This is a genomic window from Pseudoalteromonas rubra (genome assembly GCF_004212645.1).
Lineage (GTDB): Bacteria > Pseudomonadota > Gammaproteobacteria > Enterobacterales > Alteromonadaceae > Pseudoalteromonas > Pseudoalteromonas rubra_G.
Genome location: NZ_PPUZ01000046.1, coordinates 44828 through 66129, shown reverse-complemented (window position 1 = coordinate 66129; position 21302 = coordinate 44828). Strand labels below are relative to the sequence as shown.

General features: G+C 50.6%; 20 protein-coding genes. 10 read left to right on the top strand and 10 right to left on the bottom strand.

Annotated features, from left to right (window positions below):
- Positions 1 to 59: 59 nt before the first annotated feature.
- The 9 genes from C3B51_RS16785 (at position 60) to C3B51_RS16745 (ending at position 9399) form a co-directional block, all read left to right on the top strand.
- Positions 60 to 1016: an AAA family ATPase gene (locus C3B51_RS16785; RefSeq protein WP_054013946.1), complete on the top strand. Its 957-nt coding sequence runs from the start codon at positions 60 to 62 to the stop codon at positions 1014 to 1016.
- A gap of 24 nt (positions 1017 to 1040) precedes the next feature.
- The gene (locus tag C3B51_RS16780) at positions 1041 to 1979 is read left to right on the top strand and encodes a DUF58 domain-containing protein (RefSeq protein WP_130245852.1); all 939 of its coding nucleotides are present in this window, start codon (positions 1041 to 1043) and stop codon (positions 1977 to 1979) included.
- A 6-nt stretch (positions 1980 to 1985) separates the two neighbouring features.
- Positions 1986 to 2414 (top strand): DUF4381 domain-containing protein, encoded by a 429-nt coding sequence (locus C3B51_RS16775; RefSeq protein ID WP_165389180.1) that lies wholly within the window; start codon positions 1986 to 1988, stop codon positions 2412 to 2414.
- On the top strand, positions 2407 to 3396 hold the full coding sequence (locus C3B51_RS16770) for a vWA domain-containing protein (RefSeq protein WP_130245810.1): 990 nt from the start codon (positions 2407 to 2409) through the stop codon (positions 3394 to 3396). The genes C3B51_RS16775 and C3B51_RS16770 overlap by 8 nt, the downstream gene beginning before the upstream one ends.
- Positions 3393 to 5300, top strand: coding sequence for a vWA domain-containing protein (locus C3B51_RS16765; protein WP_130245809.1), 1908 nt, complete (start codon positions 3393 to 3395; stop codon positions 5298 to 5300). Before C3B51_RS16770 ends, C3B51_RS16765 begins: the two co-directional genes overlap by 4 nt.
- The gene (locus tag C3B51_RS16760; protein ID WP_130245808.1) at positions 5294 to 6925 is read left to right on the top strand and encodes a BatD family protein; all 1632 of its coding nucleotides are present in this window, start codon (positions 5294 to 5296) and stop codon (positions 6923 to 6925) included. Before C3B51_RS16765 ends, C3B51_RS16760 begins: the two co-directional genes overlap by 7 nt.
- Before the next feature lie 51 nt (positions 6926 to 6976).
- Complete coding sequence (locus C3B51_RS16755) at positions 6977 to 7492, top strand: sigma-70 family RNA polymerase sigma factor (protein ID WP_046005947.1); 516 nt, start codon at positions 6977 to 6979, stop codon at positions 7490 to 7492.
- Complete coding sequence (locus C3B51_RS16750; RefSeq protein ID WP_130245807.1) at positions 7492 to 8223, top strand: DUF3379 family protein; 732 nt, start codon at positions 7492 to 7494, stop codon at positions 8221 to 8223. Before C3B51_RS16755 ends, C3B51_RS16750 begins: the two co-directional genes overlap by 1 nt.
- Positions 8224 to 8499: 276 nt before the next feature.
- The gene (locus C3B51_RS16745) at positions 8500 to 9399 is read left to right on the top strand and encodes a Tim44 domain-containing protein (RefSeq protein WP_130245806.1); all 900 of its coding nucleotides are present in this window, start codon (positions 8500 to 8502) and stop codon (positions 9397 to 9399) included.
- A 470-nt stretch (positions 9400 to 9869) separates the two neighbouring features.
- Here the strand turns inward: C3B51_RS16745 and C3B51_RS23615 are convergent, their stop codons facing one another.
- Positions 9870 to 10037 (bottom strand): hypothetical protein, encoded by a 168-nt coding sequence (locus C3B51_RS23615; protein ID WP_164519172.1) that lies wholly within the window; start codon positions 10035 to 10037, stop codon positions 9870 to 9872.
- A gap of 97 nt (positions 10038 to 10134) precedes the next feature.
- Positions 10135 to 11325 carry a helix-turn-helix domain-containing protein gene (locus tag C3B51_RS16740; RefSeq protein WP_130245805.1) on the bottom strand — a complete coding sequence of 397 codons (1191 nt, stop codon included), beginning with the start codon at positions 11323 to 11325 and terminating at the stop codon, positions 10135 to 10137.
- 130 nt (positions 11326 to 11455) lie between these two features.
- Between C3B51_RS16740 and C3B51_RS16735 the strand changes: the two genes are divergently transcribed.
- Positions 11456 to 12160: a hypothetical protein gene (locus C3B51_RS16735; RefSeq protein WP_130245804.1), complete on the top strand. Its 705-nt coding sequence runs from the start codon at positions 11456 to 11458 to the stop codon at positions 12158 to 12160.
- On the opposite strand, the gene C3B51_RS16730 is transcribed toward C3B51_RS16735, so the two are convergent.
- The 8 genes from C3B51_RS16730 to C3B51_RS16695 form a co-directional block, all read right to left on the bottom strand.
- Positions 12145 to 12909, bottom strand: coding sequence for a substrate-binding periplasmic protein (locus C3B51_RS16730; RefSeq protein ID WP_130245803.1), 765 nt, complete (start codon positions 12907 to 12909; stop codon positions 12145 to 12147). The genes C3B51_RS16735 and C3B51_RS16730 overlap by 16 nt on opposite strands.
- Before the next feature lie 61 nt (positions 12910 to 12970).
- On the bottom strand, positions 12971 to 13981 hold the full coding sequence (locus tag C3B51_RS16725) for a substrate-binding domain-containing protein (protein WP_130245802.1): 1011 nt from the start codon (positions 13979 to 13981) through the stop codon (positions 12971 to 12973).
- 169 nt (positions 13982 to 14150) lie between these two features.
- Positions 14151 to 14564 carry a hypothetical protein gene (locus C3B51_RS16720; protein WP_130245801.1) on the bottom strand — a complete coding sequence of 138 codons (414 nt, stop codon included), beginning with the start codon at positions 14562 to 14564 and terminating at the stop codon, positions 14151 to 14153.
- Between the two features lie 86 nt (positions 14565 to 14650).
- On the bottom strand, positions 14651 to 14899 hold the full coding sequence (locus tag C3B51_RS16715; protein WP_130245800.1) for a hypothetical protein: 249 nt from the start codon (positions 14897 to 14899) through the stop codon (positions 14651 to 14653).
- Positions 14884 to 15837, bottom strand: coding sequence for an ornithine cyclodeaminase family protein (locus C3B51_RS16710; protein WP_130245799.1), 954 nt, complete (start codon positions 15835 to 15837; stop codon positions 14884 to 14886). The genes C3B51_RS16715 and C3B51_RS16710 overlap by 16 nt, the downstream gene beginning before the upstream one ends.
- Positions 15838 to 15847: 10 nt before the next feature.
- Complete coding sequence (locus C3B51_RS16705; protein WP_130245798.1) at positions 15848 to 16924, bottom strand: M24 family metallopeptidase; 1077 nt, start codon at positions 16922 to 16924, stop codon at positions 15848 to 15850.
- The gene (locus tag C3B51_RS16700) at positions 16921 to 17949 is read right to left on the bottom strand and encodes a proline racemase family protein (RefSeq protein WP_130245797.1); all 1029 of its coding nucleotides are present in this window, start codon (positions 17947 to 17949) and stop codon (positions 16921 to 16923) included. Before C3B51_RS16700 ends, C3B51_RS16705 begins: the two co-directional genes overlap by 4 nt.
- A 58-nt stretch (positions 17950 to 18007) precedes the next feature.
- Positions 18008 to 21019, bottom strand: a complete 3012-nt coding sequence (locus tag C3B51_RS16695) for a TonB-dependent receptor (RefSeq protein ID WP_130245796.1) — start codon at positions 21017 to 21019, stop codon at positions 18008 to 18010.
- Positions 21020 to 21302: the final 283 nt, after the last annotated feature.

Below are 21302 nucleotides of genomic sequence, written 5' to 3'. Positions count from 1 at the left end.
TTTTGCGCCTTAATCCTTATAAATAAGCAAAAAATTTGTCATAACAAGGACAAAGCACCATGGCAGTAAACGCATTTAGTGAACTGAAAAACTATCTCGACTCTCAAATTTTAGGTCAAAGCGCACTGACAGAGGCACTGTTGATTGCCTTGCTGGCAGATGGCCACCTACTGGTAGAAGGCCCGCCAGGGCTGGCAAAAACCCGCGCCGTGAACGCACTGGCCAAAGGCATAGAAGGCAGCTTTCAGCGTGTTCAGTTTACCCCGGACTTATTGCCCGCCGATATCACCGGCACCGATATTTATCGCCAACAAACCAGTGAGTTTGTATTTGAAAAAGGCCCCTTATTCCATCATCTGATTTTAGCGGATGAAATTAACCGCGCGCCGGCTAAGGTGCAGTCTGCCTTGCTCGAAGCCATGGCAGAGCGGCAGATCACGGTAGGCAAAACAACTTACCCGCTGCCAGAGCTGTTTATGGTTATGGCAACGCAGAACCCACTTGAGCAGGAAGGCACCTATCCACTACCAGAAGCGCAGCTAGACCGTTTCCTGTTGCACCTGAACATTGATTACCCGCAAGCGAGCACTGAGCTGGAGATCCTGCGGTTAACCCGTGGCGAGGCGCTGTCGGAACAAACCGCGCAGTTTACGCCGATTTCACAGCAAACCTTGTTTGAAGCACGTAAAAAAGTGCTGTCACTGCATCTGGCTGAACCGCTTGAGCACTATCTGGTGCAGTTAATCATTGCCACCCGTGAAGCCGCTAAGCTGGATCAGCAACTGGGTGCCTGGATTGAGTACGGCGCCAGTCCGCGGGCAACCATTGCACTAGACAAGTGTGCACGTGCTCACGCCTGGTTGCAGGGTCAGGACTTTGTGACACCGGATGATATTCAGGCTGTGCTGCACAATGTATTGCGTCATCGTATTATTCTCAGTTATGAAGCGCAGGCGGACGGGATCAGCAAAGATCAGGTGATCAGCCGTATTCTGGAACTGGTCCCTGTGCCATAAGTGGTCGCGATGATGAAGCATTCAATGCAACACACCGATCACACCCAGTGGCTGGCACAAAGCCATAGCAATGGTGTTGAACTGACACTCAAAGAGCTGCTTTATTATAAGAGCAAAGCGCGCTTGCTGGATCTCAAGCCCAAGCGCGCCATCCGCAGTGATCAGGCCGGGCAATATCTGGCACCACACAAAGGCCGGGGAATGGAATTTGCCGAGGTACGTCAGTACCAGTATGGCGATGATATTCGCGCTATCGACTGGCGTGTTACGGCGCGTACTGGTGAGGCCCATACCAAGCTGTACCAGGAAGAAAAAGAACGTCCGGTGTTTATCTTCTGCGATCTTTCCAGTTCTTTGCTGTTCGGCAGTCGCCTGTTGCTCAAGTCTGTTCAGGCTGCGCATCTGAGTGCCCTGGTTGCCTGGTCCGCATGCGCCCGCGGTGACCGACTCGGTGGTGTGGTGTTCAGTGAGCAAGGCCACCATGAGCTTAAGCCCACCGCGCGCGACAAAGGCGTGCTGGCATTTTGCCACCAGCTGTGTGATATCCACACGCAAAGCCTGGCTCAGCGCAGCGAAAATCTGGCCTCGACGTTTGATAATAACCTGAAACGTTTGTCGCATCTGGCCAAACCCGGCAGTCTTATTTATCTGATCTCCGATTTCAGCCAGCTTAACGAGGCCAGCTTTAAACAGCTTGAGCATCTCAGCCGGCACTGCGAACTGATTGGCTGCCAAATCAGCGATCCGTTCGAGCATACCCTGCCCGCCTATAAAGATGCGATTGAAGTCAGTTCGGCTTCAGGTAGCTGGACGCTGCCACTGGCGGATAAACAATTCAGAACCCGATTTGCCGAGCAGGCCGAACAGGCTTTCCAGACCCGCTTGGCCCGCTTACAACGCGCCGGTATGAGTATGCAAACGTTTTGTGCCTCAGCACCAATAGAAACACAGATCTCCAGGTAAGTGATGATGCAAAACCCACTAGATGCACTCCATGATGTGATCCCGCCCGAGCAGGTGAGCTGGTGGCCGCTGACCCCGGCCAGCTGGGCTGTGATCCTTATCGCGCTGCTCCTCGTGAGTGCCGGTATCTGGCTGACAGTCAGACACTGGCAGCATAATGCGGCGAAACGAGAAGCCATTAAACTGAGTCAGCAGCATACTCAAGATGCCCTGGCGCTGCATGGCATACTCAAACGGCTGACCCGACATTACTACGGCACTGAACAGGCCGCTCAACCGACAGCACAGTGGTTGCGGTTGTTAAACAAGCTCACTCGTCAGCAGTTTAGCCAGCAGGACCTCAGTTCGCTTTACAGCAGTCAACCCACGATTGATTGCAGCAAACTGATGGCGGCTATTAAAACCTTTAAAACCAAAGAGGCCGTGCATGTTTGAACTTGACTGGCCACTGGCCTTACTACTGTTACCCCTGCCCTGGCTGATTGCCCGTTTTAAACCACAGGCGGCACAAACTCAGGTCCGCCTGCGGATGCCAGGCTACCAACAGCAAAGTGCAAGCGGGCAAAGCCTTGAACGTCCAAAGCGCAGTGTAAACCTGATCGAAGCCTTGATCTGGCTGTGCCTGGTTGTGGCGCTCAGTGGCCCCAGCTGGCTCGATGATCCAATCACCTTGCCTAATGAAGGTCGCGATATCATGCTGGCCGTCGATTTATCGGGCTCAATGACAGAGCAGGACATGGCCTACCAGGGCAAATATGTTGATCGCCTGTCGGTGGTCAAAGCCGTGCTGTCTGACTTCATTGTCGAACGACAAGGGGATCGCCTCGGTCTGATTTTGTTCGGTGACACCGCATTTTTGCAAACCCCGCTGACCCGCGACCTGCAAACCGTGAGCCAAATGCTGCTCGAAGCACAAATCGGTCTGGTTGGCCGGGCAACCGCCATTGGCGATGCCATTGGCTTGTCGGTTAAACGTTTTAACCAAAAAGAGCAAAGCAGCCGCATTCTGATCCTCCTGACCGACGGCCAAAATACCGCGGGCAACCTGAGCCCGGAAGAAGCCCTGATCCTGGCCCGTGAAGAAGGCATTAAAATTTACACCGTCGGCGTCGGCTCGGATGGCCGTGGCGGTTTCAGCCTGTTTGGCATGGGCGGAATGACAGGCAGCAGCATAGATGAAAACACCCTGAAACACATTGCCTCAGAAACCGGTGGCGCCTATTTCCGCGCTAAGGATGTAAAAGGACTGCAACAGATCTATGCCGAGCTGGACAAGCTTGAGCCAGTTGCCGATGAAAACCAGACCTTCAGGCCCAGGCAGTCACTATTTTACTTGCCTTTGCTGATTGCACTGGCACTGTGGAGCCTGACATTAGTGAGTCACGCCATCAGACACTTGCGAGCTAAGCCACTATGACAGAGTTTATTTTTATCCGTCCAACGCTATTATGGTTACTGCTGCCCTGGCTACTGCTAACGGGAGTGCAATGGCTTAAACGACATCGCAGTAACGACGAGCAATTAATCGCCCCACACCTTGCGCAGGTAGTACTGGAGGCGGGTCCGCGCAAGCAAAGTAAAAGTACCCCCTGGCTGGTGAGCTTGTTATTACTGCTGAGTATATTAGCCGCAGCAGGACCTAGCTTTGAGAAGCACACAGTCCCGGTGTTTAAGAGCAAACAGGCCCGGGTGTTGGTCATGGATATGTCTTACTCCATGTTTGCCACCGACATTCAGCCTAACCGGCTCACTCAGGCCCGCTTTAAAACGCTGGATATGATTGAGCAGTTTACCGAAGGCGACACCGCTTTGGTTGCATACGCAGGAGACGCCTTTGTGGTATCTCCCCTGACTGATGATGTCAAAACCCTGGCTAACCTGGTACCCAGCCTGAGCCCTGACATCATGCCCAGCAAAGGCGCTAATGTTCTGGCGGGGCTGGATCAGGCTAAGACTTTGCTGGATCAGGCCGGTTACACTGAGGGTGAAATTATCCTGATCAGCGACGAGGTCGAACAGGAAGAGCTGGCAGATATCGCAGACTTGCTAAATGGCACAGGTTACCGACTACACGTTTATGGTATTGGCACGCTAGACGGTGCGCCAATTGGCCTGCCTGAAGGCGGTTTTTTGAAAGACCGCTATGGGCAGATTGTGGTACCGAAACTATATCCTGAGCGTCTGTCTGCGCTAGCCTCGAGACTCGGCGGCCGCTACGCGACTTATACTCCCAGTGACAGTGACATCAAAACCTTTGCCCCATCCAAAGTGACCGATCTGGACAGTAATGAACAGCCAGGTGAAACGCTGTGGCACTTGGATGCGGGTAAATATTTGTTGTTTATTATTGTGCCACTGGCGCTTTGGCTGATGCGCTCCCAGCCGCTCACGCTGGGATTGCTTGTGGTTGCGTTACTGCAACCACAAGTTGGGTATAGCGCAGACTGGACCAGCTGGTTTAAAAATCAGGATCAGCAGGCACTGGAATCGTATCAGCAAGGTGACTTTGAGCAAGCCCAGGCCGCTGACAACCCGCTGTTGAAAGGCACCGCATTGTACAAAGCCGGTGATTATGAACGTGCAGCCGAGCAGCTTAAGCACACCACATCTGCCACCGGGCAGTATAACTATGGCAATGCACTGGCCAAGTCGGGACAACTCGACCAGGCCATTGCAGCCTATGAGCAGGCCCTGAAGCTGGACCCCGACTTTAAGCAGGCGCAGGACAATAAACAGCTGGTCGAGAGCCTCAAGGAGCAACAGCAGCAGTCTCAGCAACAAAATGGCGACCAGTCTGATGATCAGGAGCAGTCCGGCGATCAGCAAAGTGATCAGCAGCAAGACGGTGAACAGCAAAGCGGGCAACAATCAGGCGAACAACAGGACGAGCAATCGTCTTCGCAATCTGACTCTGAACAACAGTCTGACTCTGAGCAACAATCAGACGCGTCACAAAGTGACACACAAAACCAGCAAAACGCTGAGTCTCAGGAGACACCTGAGTCAGACAATGACAATGCCCCTGAGCTTGCGCAACCGCAGCAACAGGAAGCACAGGAACCACAAGCTGAACAGGCTGCTCAGCAGATGCAGCAGGCACAGCAACAAGCTACTGACAATGAAAGTCAGCCTCAGGGGACACAGCAAATGATGCAAAGTCGCCCACTGACACCAGAAGAAAAAGAAAAAGCACAGCAACTCGATCAGTTACTGCGTAAAGTACCAGACGATCCTGCTATCTTGCTGCGCAACAAAATGTTATTGGAATCACAACAACGGGTGCGTCAGCGCCGCCCGCGAGGAGTAGAAAAATCATGGTAACGCGATTACTGGGATCCGTGATCTTACTTATTACAATGATGCCTGTCTGGGCTGTGGACCAACTCAGCGCCAGTGTAGATAAAAACCCGGTGCTGGTTGGCGAGTATTTTACCCTGACCATAGAGGCCAACGGTAAAGTGTCTGGTGAAATACCCGATACCAGCGCGCTGAGTAGTCAATTTGTTACCAGCCCAATCAGTACCAGCTCACGTACCAGTATTATCAATGGCAGTATGAGCAGTACCACCAGCTGGCAAATGCAGCTGCTCTCTCGCAAAGCCGGGGAATTTACCATCCCGAGTTTTGAGGTTGCGGGTCATCAGTCTCGCCCTATCAAACTTAAAGTTCTTGCCCGTGAGCAAGATGGCGAGGCGCAGCAAAATATCTTTATTAAGGCAGAGCTAAAACCGGATACTCTGCACGTCCAACAGGCGGCCCTATACACGGTGAAACTGTATCTTGGTCAGGATCTGCTCGATGGTCAACTCAGCGCCCCACAGATGCAGGATGCACAAATCGCCCAACTGGGTAAGCAAAGTGAAGACTATGAAATTGTCAATGGTCGTCGCTACATGGTGGTAACGCGAGAATATCTGGTGCAGCCACAAAAAAGCGGCACCTATACGCTGGAGCCGCCTATCTTTAACGGCCAGATCCGCGAAGGCTACCGCCGTATGGCCGTATCCGCGATGGGCGACAGCATAGAGGTGGAGGTACAGCCCATCCCGAACGACTACTCCGGCACCTGGCTGCCCAGTGAACTGGTTAACCTCAGCGAAGAATGGCAGCCGAGTGACCAAACCGTAGTGGTTGGCACACCCATTACCCGCACCCTGACACTCACCGCACTGGGCGTCACCAAAGAGCAGTTGCCTGACATTCAGGTACCTGACGTCGATGGCTTCAGAACTTACCCGGATGAAACCGATCGCAAACAAATGACTCGCGATGGCCGCGTGATTTCTCAACTGATCGCCTCCTACGCCCTGCTACCCCAGACACCCGGCACTTATACCCTGCCTGAAATAAAGGTGCCCTGGTTTAATACCGTGATCAACAAAGTGCAGTATGCCACCTTGCCATCAAAAACCATTGAGGTAAAAGCCGATCCCAACCAGGTTTCGGTCGCGCCCGCTCCGGTTGTCAGCGCGCCACAACAAACAACAACCCAGGCCGAGCCACAAATTGTGATCCAGGCGGCGGATAAAACCTGGCTGGACTGGGCATTGATTGCATCCGGCTATGTGTTGTGGCTAATTACTCTGGCTATCTGGTTCGTGACTCGCCACTCAACGCCACGCAAACCGGCAGCGCCTGAGCAGACAAGCAAATTGCCCGATGAAGCTGAGGCACTCAAGCAGCTCAAGCAAGCAGCAAACGCCTCGGATACAGCGGCCTGTTATCAGGCGCTTAAAGCCCTGGCTCGGGCACAAGGCTATGCGCATCTCGCTGCCTGGCGTCATCAGCTCAGCCGGGAGTTGCAAAACGAAATTGCAAAGTTGCAAGGCGCACTCTATAGTGCCAACCAGGAGAGCGTCGATCTGAGCTTACTGTACCGCCTTCTGGCGACCCAGCATAAACAGGTTAAAAACGCGAAAAAACAAACTCTTGAACCGTTATATTAATTTTTCTTCGGTTTAATGAAATAACTTTGCTAAAGACAAGGTCTTATTAGCATGACCACAAAACAAAAACGTTACGAAAGTCTGGTCCAGGTTTACAACAAGGAGCTTTATCGCTTTGCTTACTGGTTGTGCCAGGACCCGACCATTGCTGAAGATTTGGTTCAGGAAACCTTTTTACGCGCCTGGCGATCACTGGACGCCTTGCAGGATGACAGCGCAGCCAAATCCTGGTTATTAACCATATTGCGGCGTGAAAATGCGCGTCGTTTTGAGCGCAAACAATTTGATTATGCCGATGTTGAGCAAGACACCCTGGTTGATGCAACCAGTGCTTCACCCGACTCACAGACAGAGCAAATGATGATCCAAAGACAGATCAGCTTACTGTCAGAGGAATATCGGGAGCCGCTGTTGTTGCAGGTGGTGATGGGCTGCTCCGGCGAAGAAATTGCACAGATCCTGGAACTCAACAAAAATACCGTGATGACCAGGCTCTACCGTGCCAGAAACCAATTGAAAGAGGCTTTAACACAAGTGACCGAAACAGCAAAAGGGGCATCAAACTGATGGATGAACTCGAATTTCGTCGCCGCTTGTTTGCCGACCCCAATGATAAGGACGTAATTGCGCAGGCAGACACAGACCCGGCCAAACAACGTCTCGTCAAAGAGATGCAAGATTTTGATGCGACGCTGCACAGCGCACTGGATATTTCCGTGCCTGATGATCTGGCGCAGAAGATCCTGGCAAAACAGCAGGCAGATACAGACACCTCAAGCAAACAAAGCGCAGAGGTGAAGCAACTTGCCTGGTATCGGCGTTTTAAAGCGCCGCTGGCCACCGCAGCCTCGGCCCTGCTGGCGGTATCTTTGTATTTTGCTACGTCGGTGCATGCGCCTTTGCAAGCCGGAGAGCACGCCTTGCAGCATGTGTATTATGAAGCAGAGGCATTAGCCCTGACAGATGAGGTACAGCTTCAGGAGGTCAATGAGAAACTGGCCATGTTTGGTGGCAAGCTCGAAGCCATGCCCGGCAAGGTGACCTATGCCACATTCTGTAATTTCAAAGGGCAACGCAGTTTGCATCTTGTTTTTCAGTCGGATCATGGGCCGGTGACCGTTTTTATTGTGCCAACCGACAGCACTGACGCAGCAAGCACTCAGCAACGCTTTGCCGATGAGCGCTTTAGCGGCAGCATCAAACCCGGTGAGCGGGCAGATACCATTTTAGTAGCTAATCTGGATGCCCCGCTTGAACAATATCAGACAGCAGTAAACGACTCGCTGCGCTGGTTATAATCCTTCATACCTCTCTAGGCCTCAGTTCCCCAACGTGTGGGCACTGAGGTTTCGTTATCACGAGTAAATAGTTGATAGTAAAAATGCACTAATCAGATATTTTCGAATGGTCAGAAAGAATATTTCGACGCTACGCCAAAACCCAGTAAAAACCTTTAAATACAAAAACTTATGAAAAATTAGGTCATATTCCATATGGCTGTGCTCTTGAAATTGCTTCGCTTCACCTCATTGATTCACTACAATGCAGTCAGATCAAAAACCCAGAGGAACACCATGAAACAATTTGTTGTTTTAATGACACTAATTGCCGTTCTGGTATCTACCAGTTTCAGTGCAGAAGCACGCAAAAAATTCGGCAGTAAAAAAAGCGCGGGTAAAACCCACGCAACCAGTACTACAGCACAGAAAAAACAAGTCGACACCAAAACCCTGGCACCCAATACCACTGCTAAGCCTAAATCAAACAAAAAAGGCATTATGGCAGGCGTGTTGGGCGGTCTATTGGCCGGTGGCCTTATCGCAGCTATGATGGGCGATGACTTTGAAGGCTTCCAGTTTATGGAAATGATCCTGTTCGCAATCCTGGCATTTGTGTTGTTTAAGGTCATTAAGTCCTTTATGACCAAGCGCCAGCAGCCACATATGGCCGGTATGCCACAGGGTGGCAACTTTGGTGGCGGTAACTTTGGCCAAAATAATACGGGCCAGGGTCACAACCAACCAGCTCAGTTCCGTCAGCAGCCACAGTCAGCCCCGGTAAGCAGTGGTTTTGGTCAGCAACAGGAACAGGTTCCTTTCAACCTGCCTGCGGACTTTGATGTGAATGGTTTCCTGCAAGGCGCACGCGATCACTACCATACCGTTCAAAATGCCTGGAACCAGAGCGATTTCACCACCCTGGCAGAATACCTGAGCCCCGAACTGGTTGAAGAGTTTAAACAAGACCGTGCACAGCAGGGTGACGTTGCAACAGAAGTCATGTTTGTGGATGCACAACTAGTACGTGCAGAAACCTCTCCAGTTGCCTGGGAAGTGAGCGTGATGTTCAAAGGTAAATACCGTGACCTTGGTGACAAGCAGGAAGAGCCAATCCATGAGATCTGGCACCTGGAAAGAAAAACACAGGGCGACGCGCCTTGGGTTATCGTCGGCGTAGAAGACTTAATCGACTAGTCCGGCAAATGTGCTACCAGTGTGACACGCTGGTAGCACCCTTGCTCATTCAATTGACTCCCTCACCTGAGCAAGCAATCCCCTGCTTTGCACACATTCAGCTAAAACCTAAGCGCACTCCCCCGATATTACTGGATTGAGCCGGTGCGTACACAAACGCCTAGAAACACCACACCCGCTATTTCACAACAAAGGCAGGCGTCAGTGTTGTGTCCCTCACAGGATGGCCGCACGTATCCGCAGAATCAGCGAGAAGCCGTTAAGAATTTTAGTAATATGACGCAGGTAACCTTTTAAAGTGCGGACACAATTTTTTACACGCTCTCAACGGGTCACGGAAATGATGAACACACTTTAGTAGGTAAAGGCAAAGGAATAACAACTTCTGATCTTAACGAGAAATATATCTCAGTGACGCTCAATCACAACAAATGATGTTAATGCGATTGAGCTAACCTTTTGTCCGACAATTACACCTCACAGGCTGCACGCGTACAACTCCACCTGTCAGTCAGCGTATTACATAGTTCATAGTTGGTAATATCTGGTGGCATACCACCTGCGATAAAAGGTGTTTGTGCATCAGTAAGTTTTTTTGTATTAGTCAGATTTTTCAACTTCTTAATTTTCAGTTTCATGTCATGTCCTTGTTTATTTATCACTCACCTTTTAAGCTAGCAACTCTCCCCCATCAAAGCAATATGAACGAAACAAAAAATAAACATATTTATCACACTATGTGTTCGCACGTATATGCTTCTTATATTCCCCCGGTGTCATTCCCGTGTGGGTTTTAAATGCCTTATAAAAGGAAGAGCGTGCATTAAAACCCACCGCCATCGCGATATCCAGCACGGTCTTCTCACCTGCAAGTAAAAGTTCTGCAGCGGCGTCAATACGGGCTTTGTTCACATAATCAAAAAACGATTGGCCTAATGTCTGATTTAAAGTTTGAGACACGTAGTTTGCCGACACCTTCAGATAATCCGCCAGCTTGTATAAGGTCAGGTCCGGCTCCAAATAAAGCTCCTCTGTGACCACAGCTGTATGTATTTTCCTGGCAATGCGAGTTGCCTGTTCATCGCTCAACGCCGAATGCTGATATTTGGTCTGCGTGTTTTCTTCCTTCTCTGCACTAGTCACAGTGTCTGTCACTGCTGGCAGCTCCGTGAGGTGATAAATTTTATCAAACCCAGGCTTTTGTCTTAACGACCAGTAAAGTAACAGCCAGACGGTCACAGCAGTCAAAATCGCAACGCCCCCTTCACGCAACAAGGTCGGATGAGAGCTCAAATCCTGAAGCAACGTGAGCGCCAGCCAGCCCCAGGTAAACAGCATTAGTAGCAATACAATCCCCAGCCAGCCCAGCTCTCGCTCTGTTGTGCTGGCAAACACCGCATGAAGCTGACGTCGGTAGGACAGCAAGTTGCGCCAGGTTTTAATAACATAAACCAGGCTCTGCACCGGCCAGAACAGCATAACTGCGATGATCAGCCTGACAGCAAGGCGTGCCTCAGTTGCCAGCTCAACATCCCCTTGTGCGAAAAAAATATCCTGTAAATCCGATTCAGGCAGGCTCAACAAGCTAACAGAAAGTACACACGACATAATAGCTGGGGCGAAATGCCACACACTCTTACGAGTAAAACGCCAGGGACGCGCTGATGTTAAGCCGCGCGTATACAGATAGAAGCAGGGAAACAGTAACAGCCAGGCAGGCACTATCGCCGCGATATAGACGTAGCGGGCAGCTGGAAATTGCGCAAAAATAAGCGGGCCGGCCAAAATCACAAACAGAGCAGTAAGAAACAATGCCAGTGCACGGTAACAGTGCCAGCGCTTCGCTCTGCCAATCAGAATAGTCAATGCCAGGCCCAGTGCACCGAGTAAAAAGGTATAGACGAACGTCCATTCAGCTTCAAACAAACCATTACAACCTTATGATATTTATACTTATAATTATTTAAAGTGTCCTGACCTGTAGTATTGGACGACAGGCTTTGTAGGTCAGTATAAAGTGCAACACAACCACATCGCAATAAACAGGAAGAATAAGATGGAACAGATCACAATGACTATGCTAGCGCATATAATCACGGGTACCCTTGCCATAATTGCAGGTGTTGTCGCCTTAACTGTTGCAAAAGGGAAATCTTTACATGCCTCGGCAGGCACCTGGTTTGTTTACACTATGCTTATCATGGCTATCAGCGGCACTTTGATCGCACTATTTCAGCCCATGATCATCACCGCCATCGCGGGTATCTTTACCACTTATCTGGTGCTTAGCGCGTGGCTGGCAGTGAAGACCAAGCCTAACACCAGGGGAAAGTTTGATTATGTAATGCCAGTGTGTTCGCTGTTGATCATCCTTGCCTGCCTTTACTTCAGCGGCCAGGCAGGAACCAGCCAGGCCGAGATAAAACATGGCATAAGCGCTTATGATTACTACTTTTTTGTTTTACTCGCTGGCTTATCTTTTGTTGGCGACGTGCGCCTGGTGTATGCGGGCGGGCTTAACCCAAAACCGCGACTGTTCCGCCATTTATGGAGAATGACTTTTGCTTTATTTATATCGGTTGGCTCATTCTTGTCACAAGGTGCTGCAAAAGTATTACCACAATCTCTGATAGACTCGGGCTTGCTGGCACTACCTGAACTGTTTATCTTACTGGTCATCGTTTACTGGGGCTTTAAGCTCAGCTTTGGTAACAAGATACGCCAGTGGCGTGCTAATCGCGCAGCTCAGTCTTCCTCCTGATTGAGGTGACGTCGGCATAGTTCGCTTGCCACCGTGCTCTGCCGACAGTGTTCTGAAATCACTTGGTTTTCTGCTTTTTTTATCAACGCCGCCAGCTCGCCACTTTGCATCATGCGGCGCAACACCCCATCAACTTTATCAACCCAGTGCTGCTGATCTTTGTGGATATAGTGGTAAAGCGCCAGTACACGAAAGCTGCGCTGGTGAGGGACAACATTCTCAATCCCTGCCTGCGCTAGCATGACCAGACCGTCAATTCGATTAGTCAACGCTACGTCGGCCAGCCCCTTAGACACCAGATTTAACGCCTGTATGGTGGTATCCGTATCCTCCACCTCAGGCATGCCCTTGGTAATGTTATTGGTATGTTTTACACCGCGTACTTTTGCAATTCTGTATTTGCTTAAATCTTGCTCGCTGTGAATATCCAGTTGCGCATCACTGCGCACGAACGCCATGGTCTCTAGCGTGTAATAAGGTGTCGGAACGCGAATTGTATGTGGGTTCTCTTCGCCATAGCTAAAGATCCGCATTATCTCTCCATGTCTTTTACCGCTGCGTACCAGCTGCTGCGCACGCTTTCCCGGGTAGGGTGTGATCACGATAGATACATTGAGTTTGTGATATACCTGGGGTAACACCAGACGACCCACTTCCTGTTCAATCAGATAGTTAATTGATACAAAATGCAGCGGCCCAGCGGACGCCTTGTTGCACAGCAAAAGCAACAATAACAGGTACTTCTTCATCGACCAACCGAGCTTTTAAGGTAATGTTTATTCGATTATTTTAGTACTGACAGGACAAATATCAATGATTGGTCGTGCAAGTTTCAACATTACCATTATTACAATAATGGTAATCCAGATAGTAATGAGACTGCACAGGCTTGACACCTTGGGTGATAAACTGGTGCAAAAGCTCAGTACCCAGACGCCCCATTTCAAACGGCTTTTGCCCAATATTCGTTACGGACAATCCCCTTTGCAATGCCTTGAGCTGACTATTCTCGGTATCGGCTGAAATGATCACCCTTTGCTGCCTGGCTATCTGAGATTTAAACTGTGACATGCGATTAATATAGTCTGGATTAAACTGGGCAAACCCGGCAACGGCAAGAAAGATGGGGGGATCGGGATACTTCATCATAGTAACAAGTTGATCCAGCGCATCCGAGCGCCGACCCAGTGTATAGAGCGGACAACGATAATGTTCTACCCAGCCATTTTCACCCGACAGTCTTTTTTCACTTTGCCCCGACAGCGCATGACGTACGCCCGCAATGCGTTGATTCAGGTTTGGGGTTGTCTGATGCCCAGACTGCAGGCAAATAAACTGCTTTTCGCTGGATTTAAAGCGTTTTGCTTCTTCGCCGAGCGCCATTCCAAAGTCAAAATTATTGGTGCCGACATAAGTGAGCCGATATGATTCATGTTCCGGGAGCAGATCCGAGTCAAACGTGATAACCGGAATGGCTTTTTTAGCCGCCTGTTTTAACGCGCCCTCAACCAGGAACTGAGAGTCAGTAGTGGAGATGAGTAAACCATCAATGCCCTTTCGCAGTAGCTCTTTGACGATCAGTACCTGAGTTCTGACATCCTGATAGTCATCGGCACCATCATAAATGCAGTTAACGTTGGGATAATCGCGGGCAAAGCGCGAGCACCCTTTGTACGACTGCTGATAAAAGCTGTCGTTTTTGGTCTTGCCTACAATGGCAATATTGATAGGAGCCTGTGAACTGGTGGCGCTATACACCGACCCTTGCCAGAGCATTAAGGTGACAACAAGAAGTGCAAACTGCGTGATCCTATGCTTCATGCAAATGTCGGGTCCGGTAACTGCCTACTTGTTAACAGTGTAACCAAATCACATTAAAAAACAATCGTCTTAGTGCTCTTGGCATATTGGAAAAGGTCAGGTGCAAAGGGTGCGTATATCTCAGACAAATGCCTGTCTATCGCAGCACCGCTTTGAACCTGGGGGGAGATTATTTACAACTGAACGCCAAGGTAATTTGGTAGGGTTCGCCCATTGAGTCTTCAGCGATACCGCCGCCAATGCTCATGGCTGCCCCTACATCATCAACGGCATTTTCACCAAAGATCCACATCGCGGTGCCTGCAGCTTCCACTGCCGTTGCGATATTACGTTGTTGCAGGTAGTCCTGCTCAGGCATTGAGCCCATGTAGGTAATGGTTTCATTTTGAATATAGGCATGACCAAGACTTTGCTTATCGCAATAATGGTTAGCCTGCTCAAGCGCTTCCTTACCTGCTGCCTCTCTGGTTTCTGCGGTTAGATTCACATAGTGCTTGCCGTCGGCAGAAGGACGAACGTTATTGTGATGTGCGCAGCCACTTGCAAAAATGGCGACCAAAGAGAATGCAATCCAGTTTTTCATACAATTTACCCTGACTGTGTTTATTTCATTCGGGTTAAGTGTATAAAGTCTCCCCGTGCCTTTCAGTGAGAGAGTGTTTGAAAATGTTAGGCCTGCACTATGCCATGGTCATCGGCTAATACCTGGCACACCTTTCCCGAATGAAATCGCTGGAACAAAACTGAGTCGTAGAGCAGCGTATCACTGGCAAGCGCACCTGCATATCGATACGTCACCAGCATATGTGCCTGATGGCACACCAGCGGATTAAGCAAGCGTCGGTCCCTGACTACAACCAGGTCGATGACTGGACACATACGGCAGCGCTGTTTGTTTTTCCTTACAAATTTCCACACTCGACCTGCTCCAGTACCAGTTTGGCTGCCAGCAGATCGCTCAGCGCTGTGCCAACGGATTTAAACAGTGTGATGTCGCTGCAATGCGTGCGTAATGAGTGGTTTTTTCTGGCCATATCAGCCAATTCCGCTTCCACTTGATCTACATTAAACACCCCTTCAGAGATGGGAATGAGTAACTCTCCCGCTTCGTTAAGTACATTGGTCTTGCTGTCAACGAAGACCCGGCTGGCAAGTACTGTTGCAGTATCTAGCTCCCGGGCCGTTGAGTGGTGATTGCCAATTGCGTCGATGTGTGTGCCCTCGCTCAACCAGCGCCCATCAAACAGGGGACTATGGCTGCCCGTCGCCGTACAGATAACATCGGCAGAGGCGACTAATGTGGCCTGACTTTGACCTAATTCGAACTTCACCTTTGGATATTCCTGAGCCAGCAGCGCCCTGAGCGTAGCCACTTTGTCCGGGTTTCTGGCAACCAGCGTCACCTTGTCATAATTTCTTACCGCAAGGTGTGCACGCACCATATAAGGTGCCAGATTGCCCGACCCGAACATGACTAAGTGACTGGCATCTTCCCTGGCCAAATAAGACGCCGCGAGTGCGGAAACCGCGGCCGTACGCCATAACGTCACCTGTGTGCCATCCACCAGCGCCAGCGGCTCGCCATGTTCGCGGCCAAACAACATGATTTTTGAATATAAACTGGCTTTACCTTTTGCTTCATTGTTGGGAAAGTAAGTAAAGGCTTTGACCCCAATCACGGAGTCATTCCAGGCGGGCAGCACGGCAAATGCATCGTGATTCGTAGCCTGTGTGTCCAGTTCGAACACACTGCGCCTGGGCATGGCATGTTCGCTGGCAAATCCGCGCTGCAGCGCCGCAATCAAAGCAGGAAAAGTCAGTGCCTGGTGCACCTGCTCTCGGTCTATTACTTTCATCTTGTCTCCCTCACAGTTCAAAATCTTGTGGTGCATGCGTCAACAACTCATAGCCTGACGCTGTAATGACGATGTCCTCTTCCAGTCTCACACCACCAAATTGCGGAATATAAATACCTGGCTCAATGGTGATCACATTCCCCGCTTCAAGGCGATAGTCGACGCCAGGTTTGATAAAAGGCTGTTCATGCAGAAACAAACCCAAGCCATGTCCCAGCCCCTCTCCTGCATACCTGGCAAATTCGCTGTTTTGAAGTACCGCGTGCGCCGCCGTATTGAGTACCTGACAATCAACGCCTGAAGACGCATGTGCCAACGCTGCTTGCTGGGCGGTTTGTACCGTATCAAACATGGCGCGCTGCCTGTGACAGGGCATGCCGTAAACGTAAGTGCGCGTCATATCCGAGCGATAACCACCAACAACGGCACCAAAATCAATCAGGATCAGGTCGCCGTGCTTGAGCTTTTGTGTTGACGGGCTGCCATGCGGTAAGGCGCTGCGTGCGCCAAACAGGAGGATAGTGTCAAACGACACGCCTTCAGAGCCCAGCTTTTGCATGCGATAATCCAGCTCCAGCGCCAGGTCGCGCTCACTGACTCCTGCTTTCACAAGGGACAAGGTATCCGCCAGGGCCTTGTCAGCGATTTGCGCCGCCTGGCGAATGCAGTCGATTTCCTCTGCGGTTTTGACTTGTCTTAATTGTTCTACCAGTCCCCGAGTGGGCGTTACAGTGCGCCCTGACAGCTCGCCGCTGATCTCTTGCCACTGGCCCACATCAATATGGGCAGCATCGAACGCGAGCGCCTTTAGTTCACCAGACAAACGGCTCAGGCATTGCCCCAGACTTTCGTGGTCTCGCTGTCTGAGTATCACTTCAGCATGTTCGGCCTCTGCCTGTGCACGCTCAACATAACGATAGTCGGTGATCAACAGACACTGCTCAGCACTGATGAGCAAAGTGGCTGCGTGGCCGCTGAACCCGCATAAATAACGAATATTTTCATAGCCAAACACCACCATAGCATCATAACCTGATGCGCTAAGCTGGCTGCGTAAGGCTGTTTGTCGTTGCAAATATTGATTCATCGTAAAATAAAGCCTTGTTGAAGTGGATCCTCAGGATCCAGACAAAATGTATGTTCGCCGACGACATACGCCTCGCCGGACACTTTTGGTCGAACTGCCTGCCGGGCACCATACTGACACAGAGCATCAATACTGACATCAAAACCACAGCCCAGGATCCCCTCGATATGAATGACCTCATTCACCGCCAGCTCCCCCCGGGCAGCCAGCAAAGCTACTCTGCCACTAACGCCTGTGCCGGTTGGACTGCGATCGAGCGACCCGTCGGCAAAAATACAGACATGGCGGCTGTGGCAATGTGCTCCGCTCACCTGAGAATTGGAGTAGAACACAACGCCATATAAAAAACTCAGCGAGGCATCTTCAGGGTGCTCAAGCTCTATCTTGCCCGTTAATGCCTGTTTTATTTTTCTGCCCAGGCAAATGATCTCTTCGCTATTTTGCAGATCCAGTGCAAGGTCGAGTTGATCGGCATCGACATACGCATAATAAGCACCACCAAACGCAATATCGCAGTGCATTGTGCACACTCCCGCGAGCACCGCCGCCACGTTCAGTTGGCAAACGAAAGCAGGGACGTTATAAAATCCCACCTGTTTTTTATTCGGAGAATAAAACGCACAGATCTGTCCTGCGGGCGTATCCATGTTGAGTCGCTGCTCCCCATCCAAGTCCGCTCCTTGTGCTCTGGCCAGCTCAGCCAGCGCTATCACCGCATGGCCACACATAGTGGAGTAACCTTCATTGTGCATAAACAGTACGCCAAAGGCGCTATCAGCTCGCTGGGGTTCTGTGAGTAATGCGCCATACATGTCGGCATGACCGCGCGGCTCAAACATCAGCGCTCGGCGAATCTTGTCGTAGTGCGCCATGCAATATAAGCGCTTTTCAACCATACTCTTGCCTTGTGGCTCTGGCACGCCGGCGGTGATAATACGCAGCGGCTCACCTGCTGTATGCATATCCAGTGCCTGGATCTGAGTCCAATGCGAGGGAATACGCCAGGAAGTTAGGTAACGTGTCATTACGCCTCCATAAGGAAAAGCCGGGCATGAAGCCCGACTGACCAGGGAAAACTACAAATTAAAAAGTAAAGCGTGCTACCAAAGAAACAAACCGCTCTTCCTGACGACGCGTCACTAGGCCATAATCCGGGTTCAACTCCAGTTCCTGACCTTCCACCGAACTGTTGCGGGTTCTGGTTTCGGTGATATCCAGCGCCGCATCGTTGTTCAGCAGATTGTAAACTGTGGCCTTGAGCATCAGATCATGGCCCGAGATATCGGTATTGTAGGCCATTGATAAGTCGAAGCTTGTCAGCCATGGCAGGTTGTCAATACTGCCTCGCGGGGCTGCATTACCATGCTCATCATAGTGACTGACATGACCATAGTCCCGGCTCACACACGCATCCCACGGGCTGCCTGTTTTACAGCTATCCACATTACGCGGGTGTAAGGATAAATAGTTTGTCGGCCGCCCGGAAATGGCGCGCGCAACCATACCCAGCGTCAGCTCATCGGTCAGTTCATAGGCACCGGAAAACTTAATTGCATGGCGGTGATCATTGGGGAGATCTCCGTACCCATTGTCCATCAGATCCGCATAGTCATAGGACGTTGTCCAGCCCGGGTCGGCCTGGTTATTGTCAGTCTTGACCAGGCCTTCTGTATTACCGTAGCTATGAGACCAGGTATAGGACGAATTAATCCGAAACCGGTCGGTCACATTACCTTCGAGGGTCAATTCCAGTGCCAGATACTTGCGCTTAGCCTGTTGCAGGGCCAGCTCCTCAGCACTGAGGGTGATCTCATCAACCTGCCCATCGCCATCAAAGTCGTAACTCATGCTAATGGCCTCTCCAGGGTTATTCAGCACATAATAAGAGCTTTGCCCGACGTTATCCTTGATCCCCAGTTCAGCCAGTTTCTTAGCCAGTACCGGTCCCACGTCGGTATCCTCCACGCTGCGTCCTAAGTCACGATAGATGGCGCGAATTCCAAGCGCCATATCACCAAACACTTCTTGCTGGTAACCCAGAGTGAACTCATCCGAATACATCGGCTTTAGGGAGGATGACGCTATCAGACCGGGCTCCGTGATCCCCCTTTGTCGCCAGTAACGCTCCCGCAATTGCGCCCCTCTGCTGGGCGCGCCATCAGGGTCCAAAACTGGCACGCCATTGGCGTCAACCTGATCCAATGCGAAGTACTCAAACCATTCAATGGATGACGATCCCAGGGTCACATTCATGTTGGCCGAAACAGGCTGGAAGTAGCGCCCATAGGTTGCAAAAATCTTAGCGCTGCCATCGCCGTGTAAGTCGTAAATGGCTTGCAATCTGGGCGCAACTTGACCTGTCATATCTACAAACGCTTCACCGCTAGAGGTCGAATTATCAAACTCGCTGTATCTGACCCCCAGATTAAGCACCAGGTTGTCTGTTGCCTGCCAGCTGTCATTTACATACAGTGCCAGTGACGTAGAGTCGGATTTGTTCCCCACTTCCCGGGTACGCACGCGACGCTCAATATAGTCCGTCCCCTGAGGCGCGCCTGAAATATCATCCTCCGACGCAGTTAAGATAGTCCACCAGCCCTGCGCCTCGCCCAGTCCATTTTGTCCTTCGTAATAATCCACCGTAATCTTGCTGTAATCGATACCAAACGACACTGAGTGCATTTCCAGATCCCAGGTAAAATCAAGTTTGAACTGATCGCGAATAAACTCTTCTTCGGTGATCCCGCTGGCGGTATGTGAAGAGACAGTAACAAAGCCGTCACGCTCATCCCAGACACCCGGATCCGTAGAAGCAACCACATTTTCCACGTTTTCCGACACCCGTCCAACGACAGCGGAAACACTGAAAAAATCATTGATATAACCGTTATAGTTCAGGCTGTATACTTTACCGCCGTCTTCACCTGGTGCGGCAACTCCCCGCTGCTCTCCCACCACATTGGTTTCCCAGTCATACGCAAAGGAGGTGGTTTCCCAGGTTCGCTTGTTGTTCATCGCAGAAAATCCCACAGAGTGGTCCTGATTGATAAACCAGTCTAACTTGGCAAACCAGCGATCCTCCTCCCGCTCCCGGTCGTTATAAACCGTTTGCCTGGCCCAGGTTTCATTTTCTCGGTACGGTGCCAGCAGACCATAGAAAAACAGTGAGTCTTCAACCAGTGCGCCACTTGCCCAGACCTGAAACTCTTTATACGATTCAGTAGATTGTTGGGTATTGGTGTCATAACCAACCACCCCATTTTGCTGGTATAGGGCGTCGTGCTGACTGCGTAAGCTATCCGGGTCGTAGCGCATCTCAACGCCCAACTTAAAATCATTATCCCCCGACTTGGAGACCGCATTCACGATACCACCCAGTGCACCACCAAATTCGGGACTCACTCCCCCCGTTTTCACCTGAGTTTGCGAAATCGCCTCCCACGGCAGTCGTATTGAACCCAGCCCGGTACGAATGCTGGTAACATTGAGACCGTTAAAGTAATAGCCATTTTCTGCCGACGATGAACCACCAAAGCTGGATGCATCCTTAAACTCGGAACCGCCTGGCTCTGCGGTGCCCGGTGCCAGCAACGCAATACTCTCAAAGCCGGTATTAACAGGCATGGCTTTAATTTCTTCGTCTGTGTAGGTCACACCTGCGGTGGAAGAAGCCATATCAACACGACGAATGGCCGTACCTGATACCGCGATGCGCTCGATATCCGACGCGCCGATGCGATTAAGCTGCGCATCCAGTAACACCGACTGGCCTATGCTGACCTGAACCTGCTCTTCGAGCACAGTTTCAAACCCGTCCTTACCGATCGATACCCGATATTGACCGACCGGTAAGTTACGCAGAATGTATTCACCCTGAGCATTGGTTCTGACGCTAAATGTCAGCCCTTTTGCTTTGTGCGTAAAGATGAGCTCCACATTGCTCAGGTCATTGCCCTGACCACTAACGATACTACCTCTGATCAAACTGTTGCCATCTGCAGCAAATGCAGGCGCCGCGCCACCTAATGCCAGCGCGATTGCACTCGCAGCCAGCGTTTGACGGATCACCTGCGTATTATTTTTATTGTTACGCATTTCTAATTCCTGTTGAGTTCCCATTGATGATTTGTCTGTAGCAGACCTAATCACCCTACAATGAATTTATATTGTATACAATATTTTTTATCCATGGGAGTTGATTTGAGCAGGTGTTTCTTAGCGCGATCAGGGCATCGGCATTTCATTTGAAAGGCAGGCACGTCCGTTCGTATCAAATTCTGGGGCAGAAATGAAATGGCGTATAGGTATTGGAAACAAAAGTTGACTTGCTGACGTTTCCTGAAGGCGGTTATGAGCTGGCAGTCACGAGATGCCAGCC

Bases quoted from the DNA above. Each gene is read 5' to 3' on its own strand.
- C3B51_RS16785 (WP_054013946.1), top strand. From the start codon at position 60: ATGGCAGTAAACGCATTTAGTGAACTGAAAAACTATCTCGACTCTCAA.
- C3B51_RS16780 (WP_130245852.1), top strand. From the start codon at position 1,041: ATGCAACACACCGATCACACCCAGTGGCTGGCACAAAGCCATAGCAAT.
- C3B51_RS16775 (WP_165389180.1), top strand. From the start codon at position 1,986: ATGCAAAACCCACTAGATGCACTCCATGATGTGATCCCGCCCGAGCAG.
- C3B51_RS16770 (WP_130245810.1), top strand. From the start codon at position 2,407: ATGTTTGAACTTGACTGGCCACTGGCCTTACTACTGTTACCCCTGCCC.
- C3B51_RS16765 (WP_130245809.1), top strand. From the start codon at position 3,393: ATGACAGAGTTTATTTTTATCCGTCCAACGCTATTATGGTTACTGCTG.
- C3B51_RS16760 (WP_130245808.1), top strand. From the start codon at position 5,294: ATGGTAACGCGATTACTGGGATCCGTGATCTTACTTATTACAATGATG.
- C3B51_RS16755 (WP_046005947.1), top strand. From the start codon at position 6,977: ATGACCACAAAACAAAAACGTTACGAAAGTCTGGTCCAGGTTTACAAC.
- C3B51_RS16750 (WP_130245807.1), top strand. From the start codon at position 7,492: ATGGATGAACTCGAATTTCGTCGCCGCTTGTTTGCCGACCCCAATGAT.
- C3B51_RS16745 (WP_130245806.1), top strand. From the start codon at position 8,500: ATGAAACAATTTGTTGTTTTAATGACACTAATTGCCGTTCTGGTATCT.
- C3B51_RS23615 (WP_164519172.1), bottom strand. From the start codon at position 10,037: ATGAAACTGAAAATTAAGAAGTTGAAAAATCTGACTAATACAAAAAAA.
- C3B51_RS16735 (WP_130245804.1), top strand. From the start codon at position 11,456: ATGGAACAGATCACAATGACTATGCTAGCGCATATAATCACGGGTACC.
- C3B51_RS16730 (WP_130245803.1), bottom strand. From the start codon at position 12,909: ATGAAGAAGTACCTGTTATTGTTGCTTTTGCTGTGCAACAAGGCGTCC.
- C3B51_RS16725 (WP_130245802.1), bottom strand. From the start codon at position 13,981: ATGAAGCATAGGATCACGCAGTTTGCACTTCTTGTTGTCACCTTAATG.
- C3B51_RS16720 (WP_130245801.1), bottom strand. From the start codon at position 14,564: ATGAAAAACTGGATTGCATTCTCTTTGGTCGCCATTTTTGCAAGTGGC.
- C3B51_RS16710 (WP_130245799.1), bottom strand. From the start codon at position 15,837: ATGAAAGTAATAGACCGAGAGCAGGTGCACCAGGCACTGACTTTTCCT.
- C3B51_RS16705 (WP_130245798.1), bottom strand. From the start codon at position 16,924: ATGAATCAATATTTGCAACGACAAACAGCCTTACGCAGCCAGCTTAGC.
- C3B51_RS16700 (WP_130245797.1), bottom strand. From the start codon at position 17,949: ATGACACGTTACCTAACTTCCTGGCGTATTCCCTCGCATTGGACTCAG.
- C3B51_RS16695 (WP_130245796.1), bottom strand. From the start codon at position 21,019: ATGCGTAACAATAAAAATAATACGCAGGTGATCCGTCAAACGCTGGCT.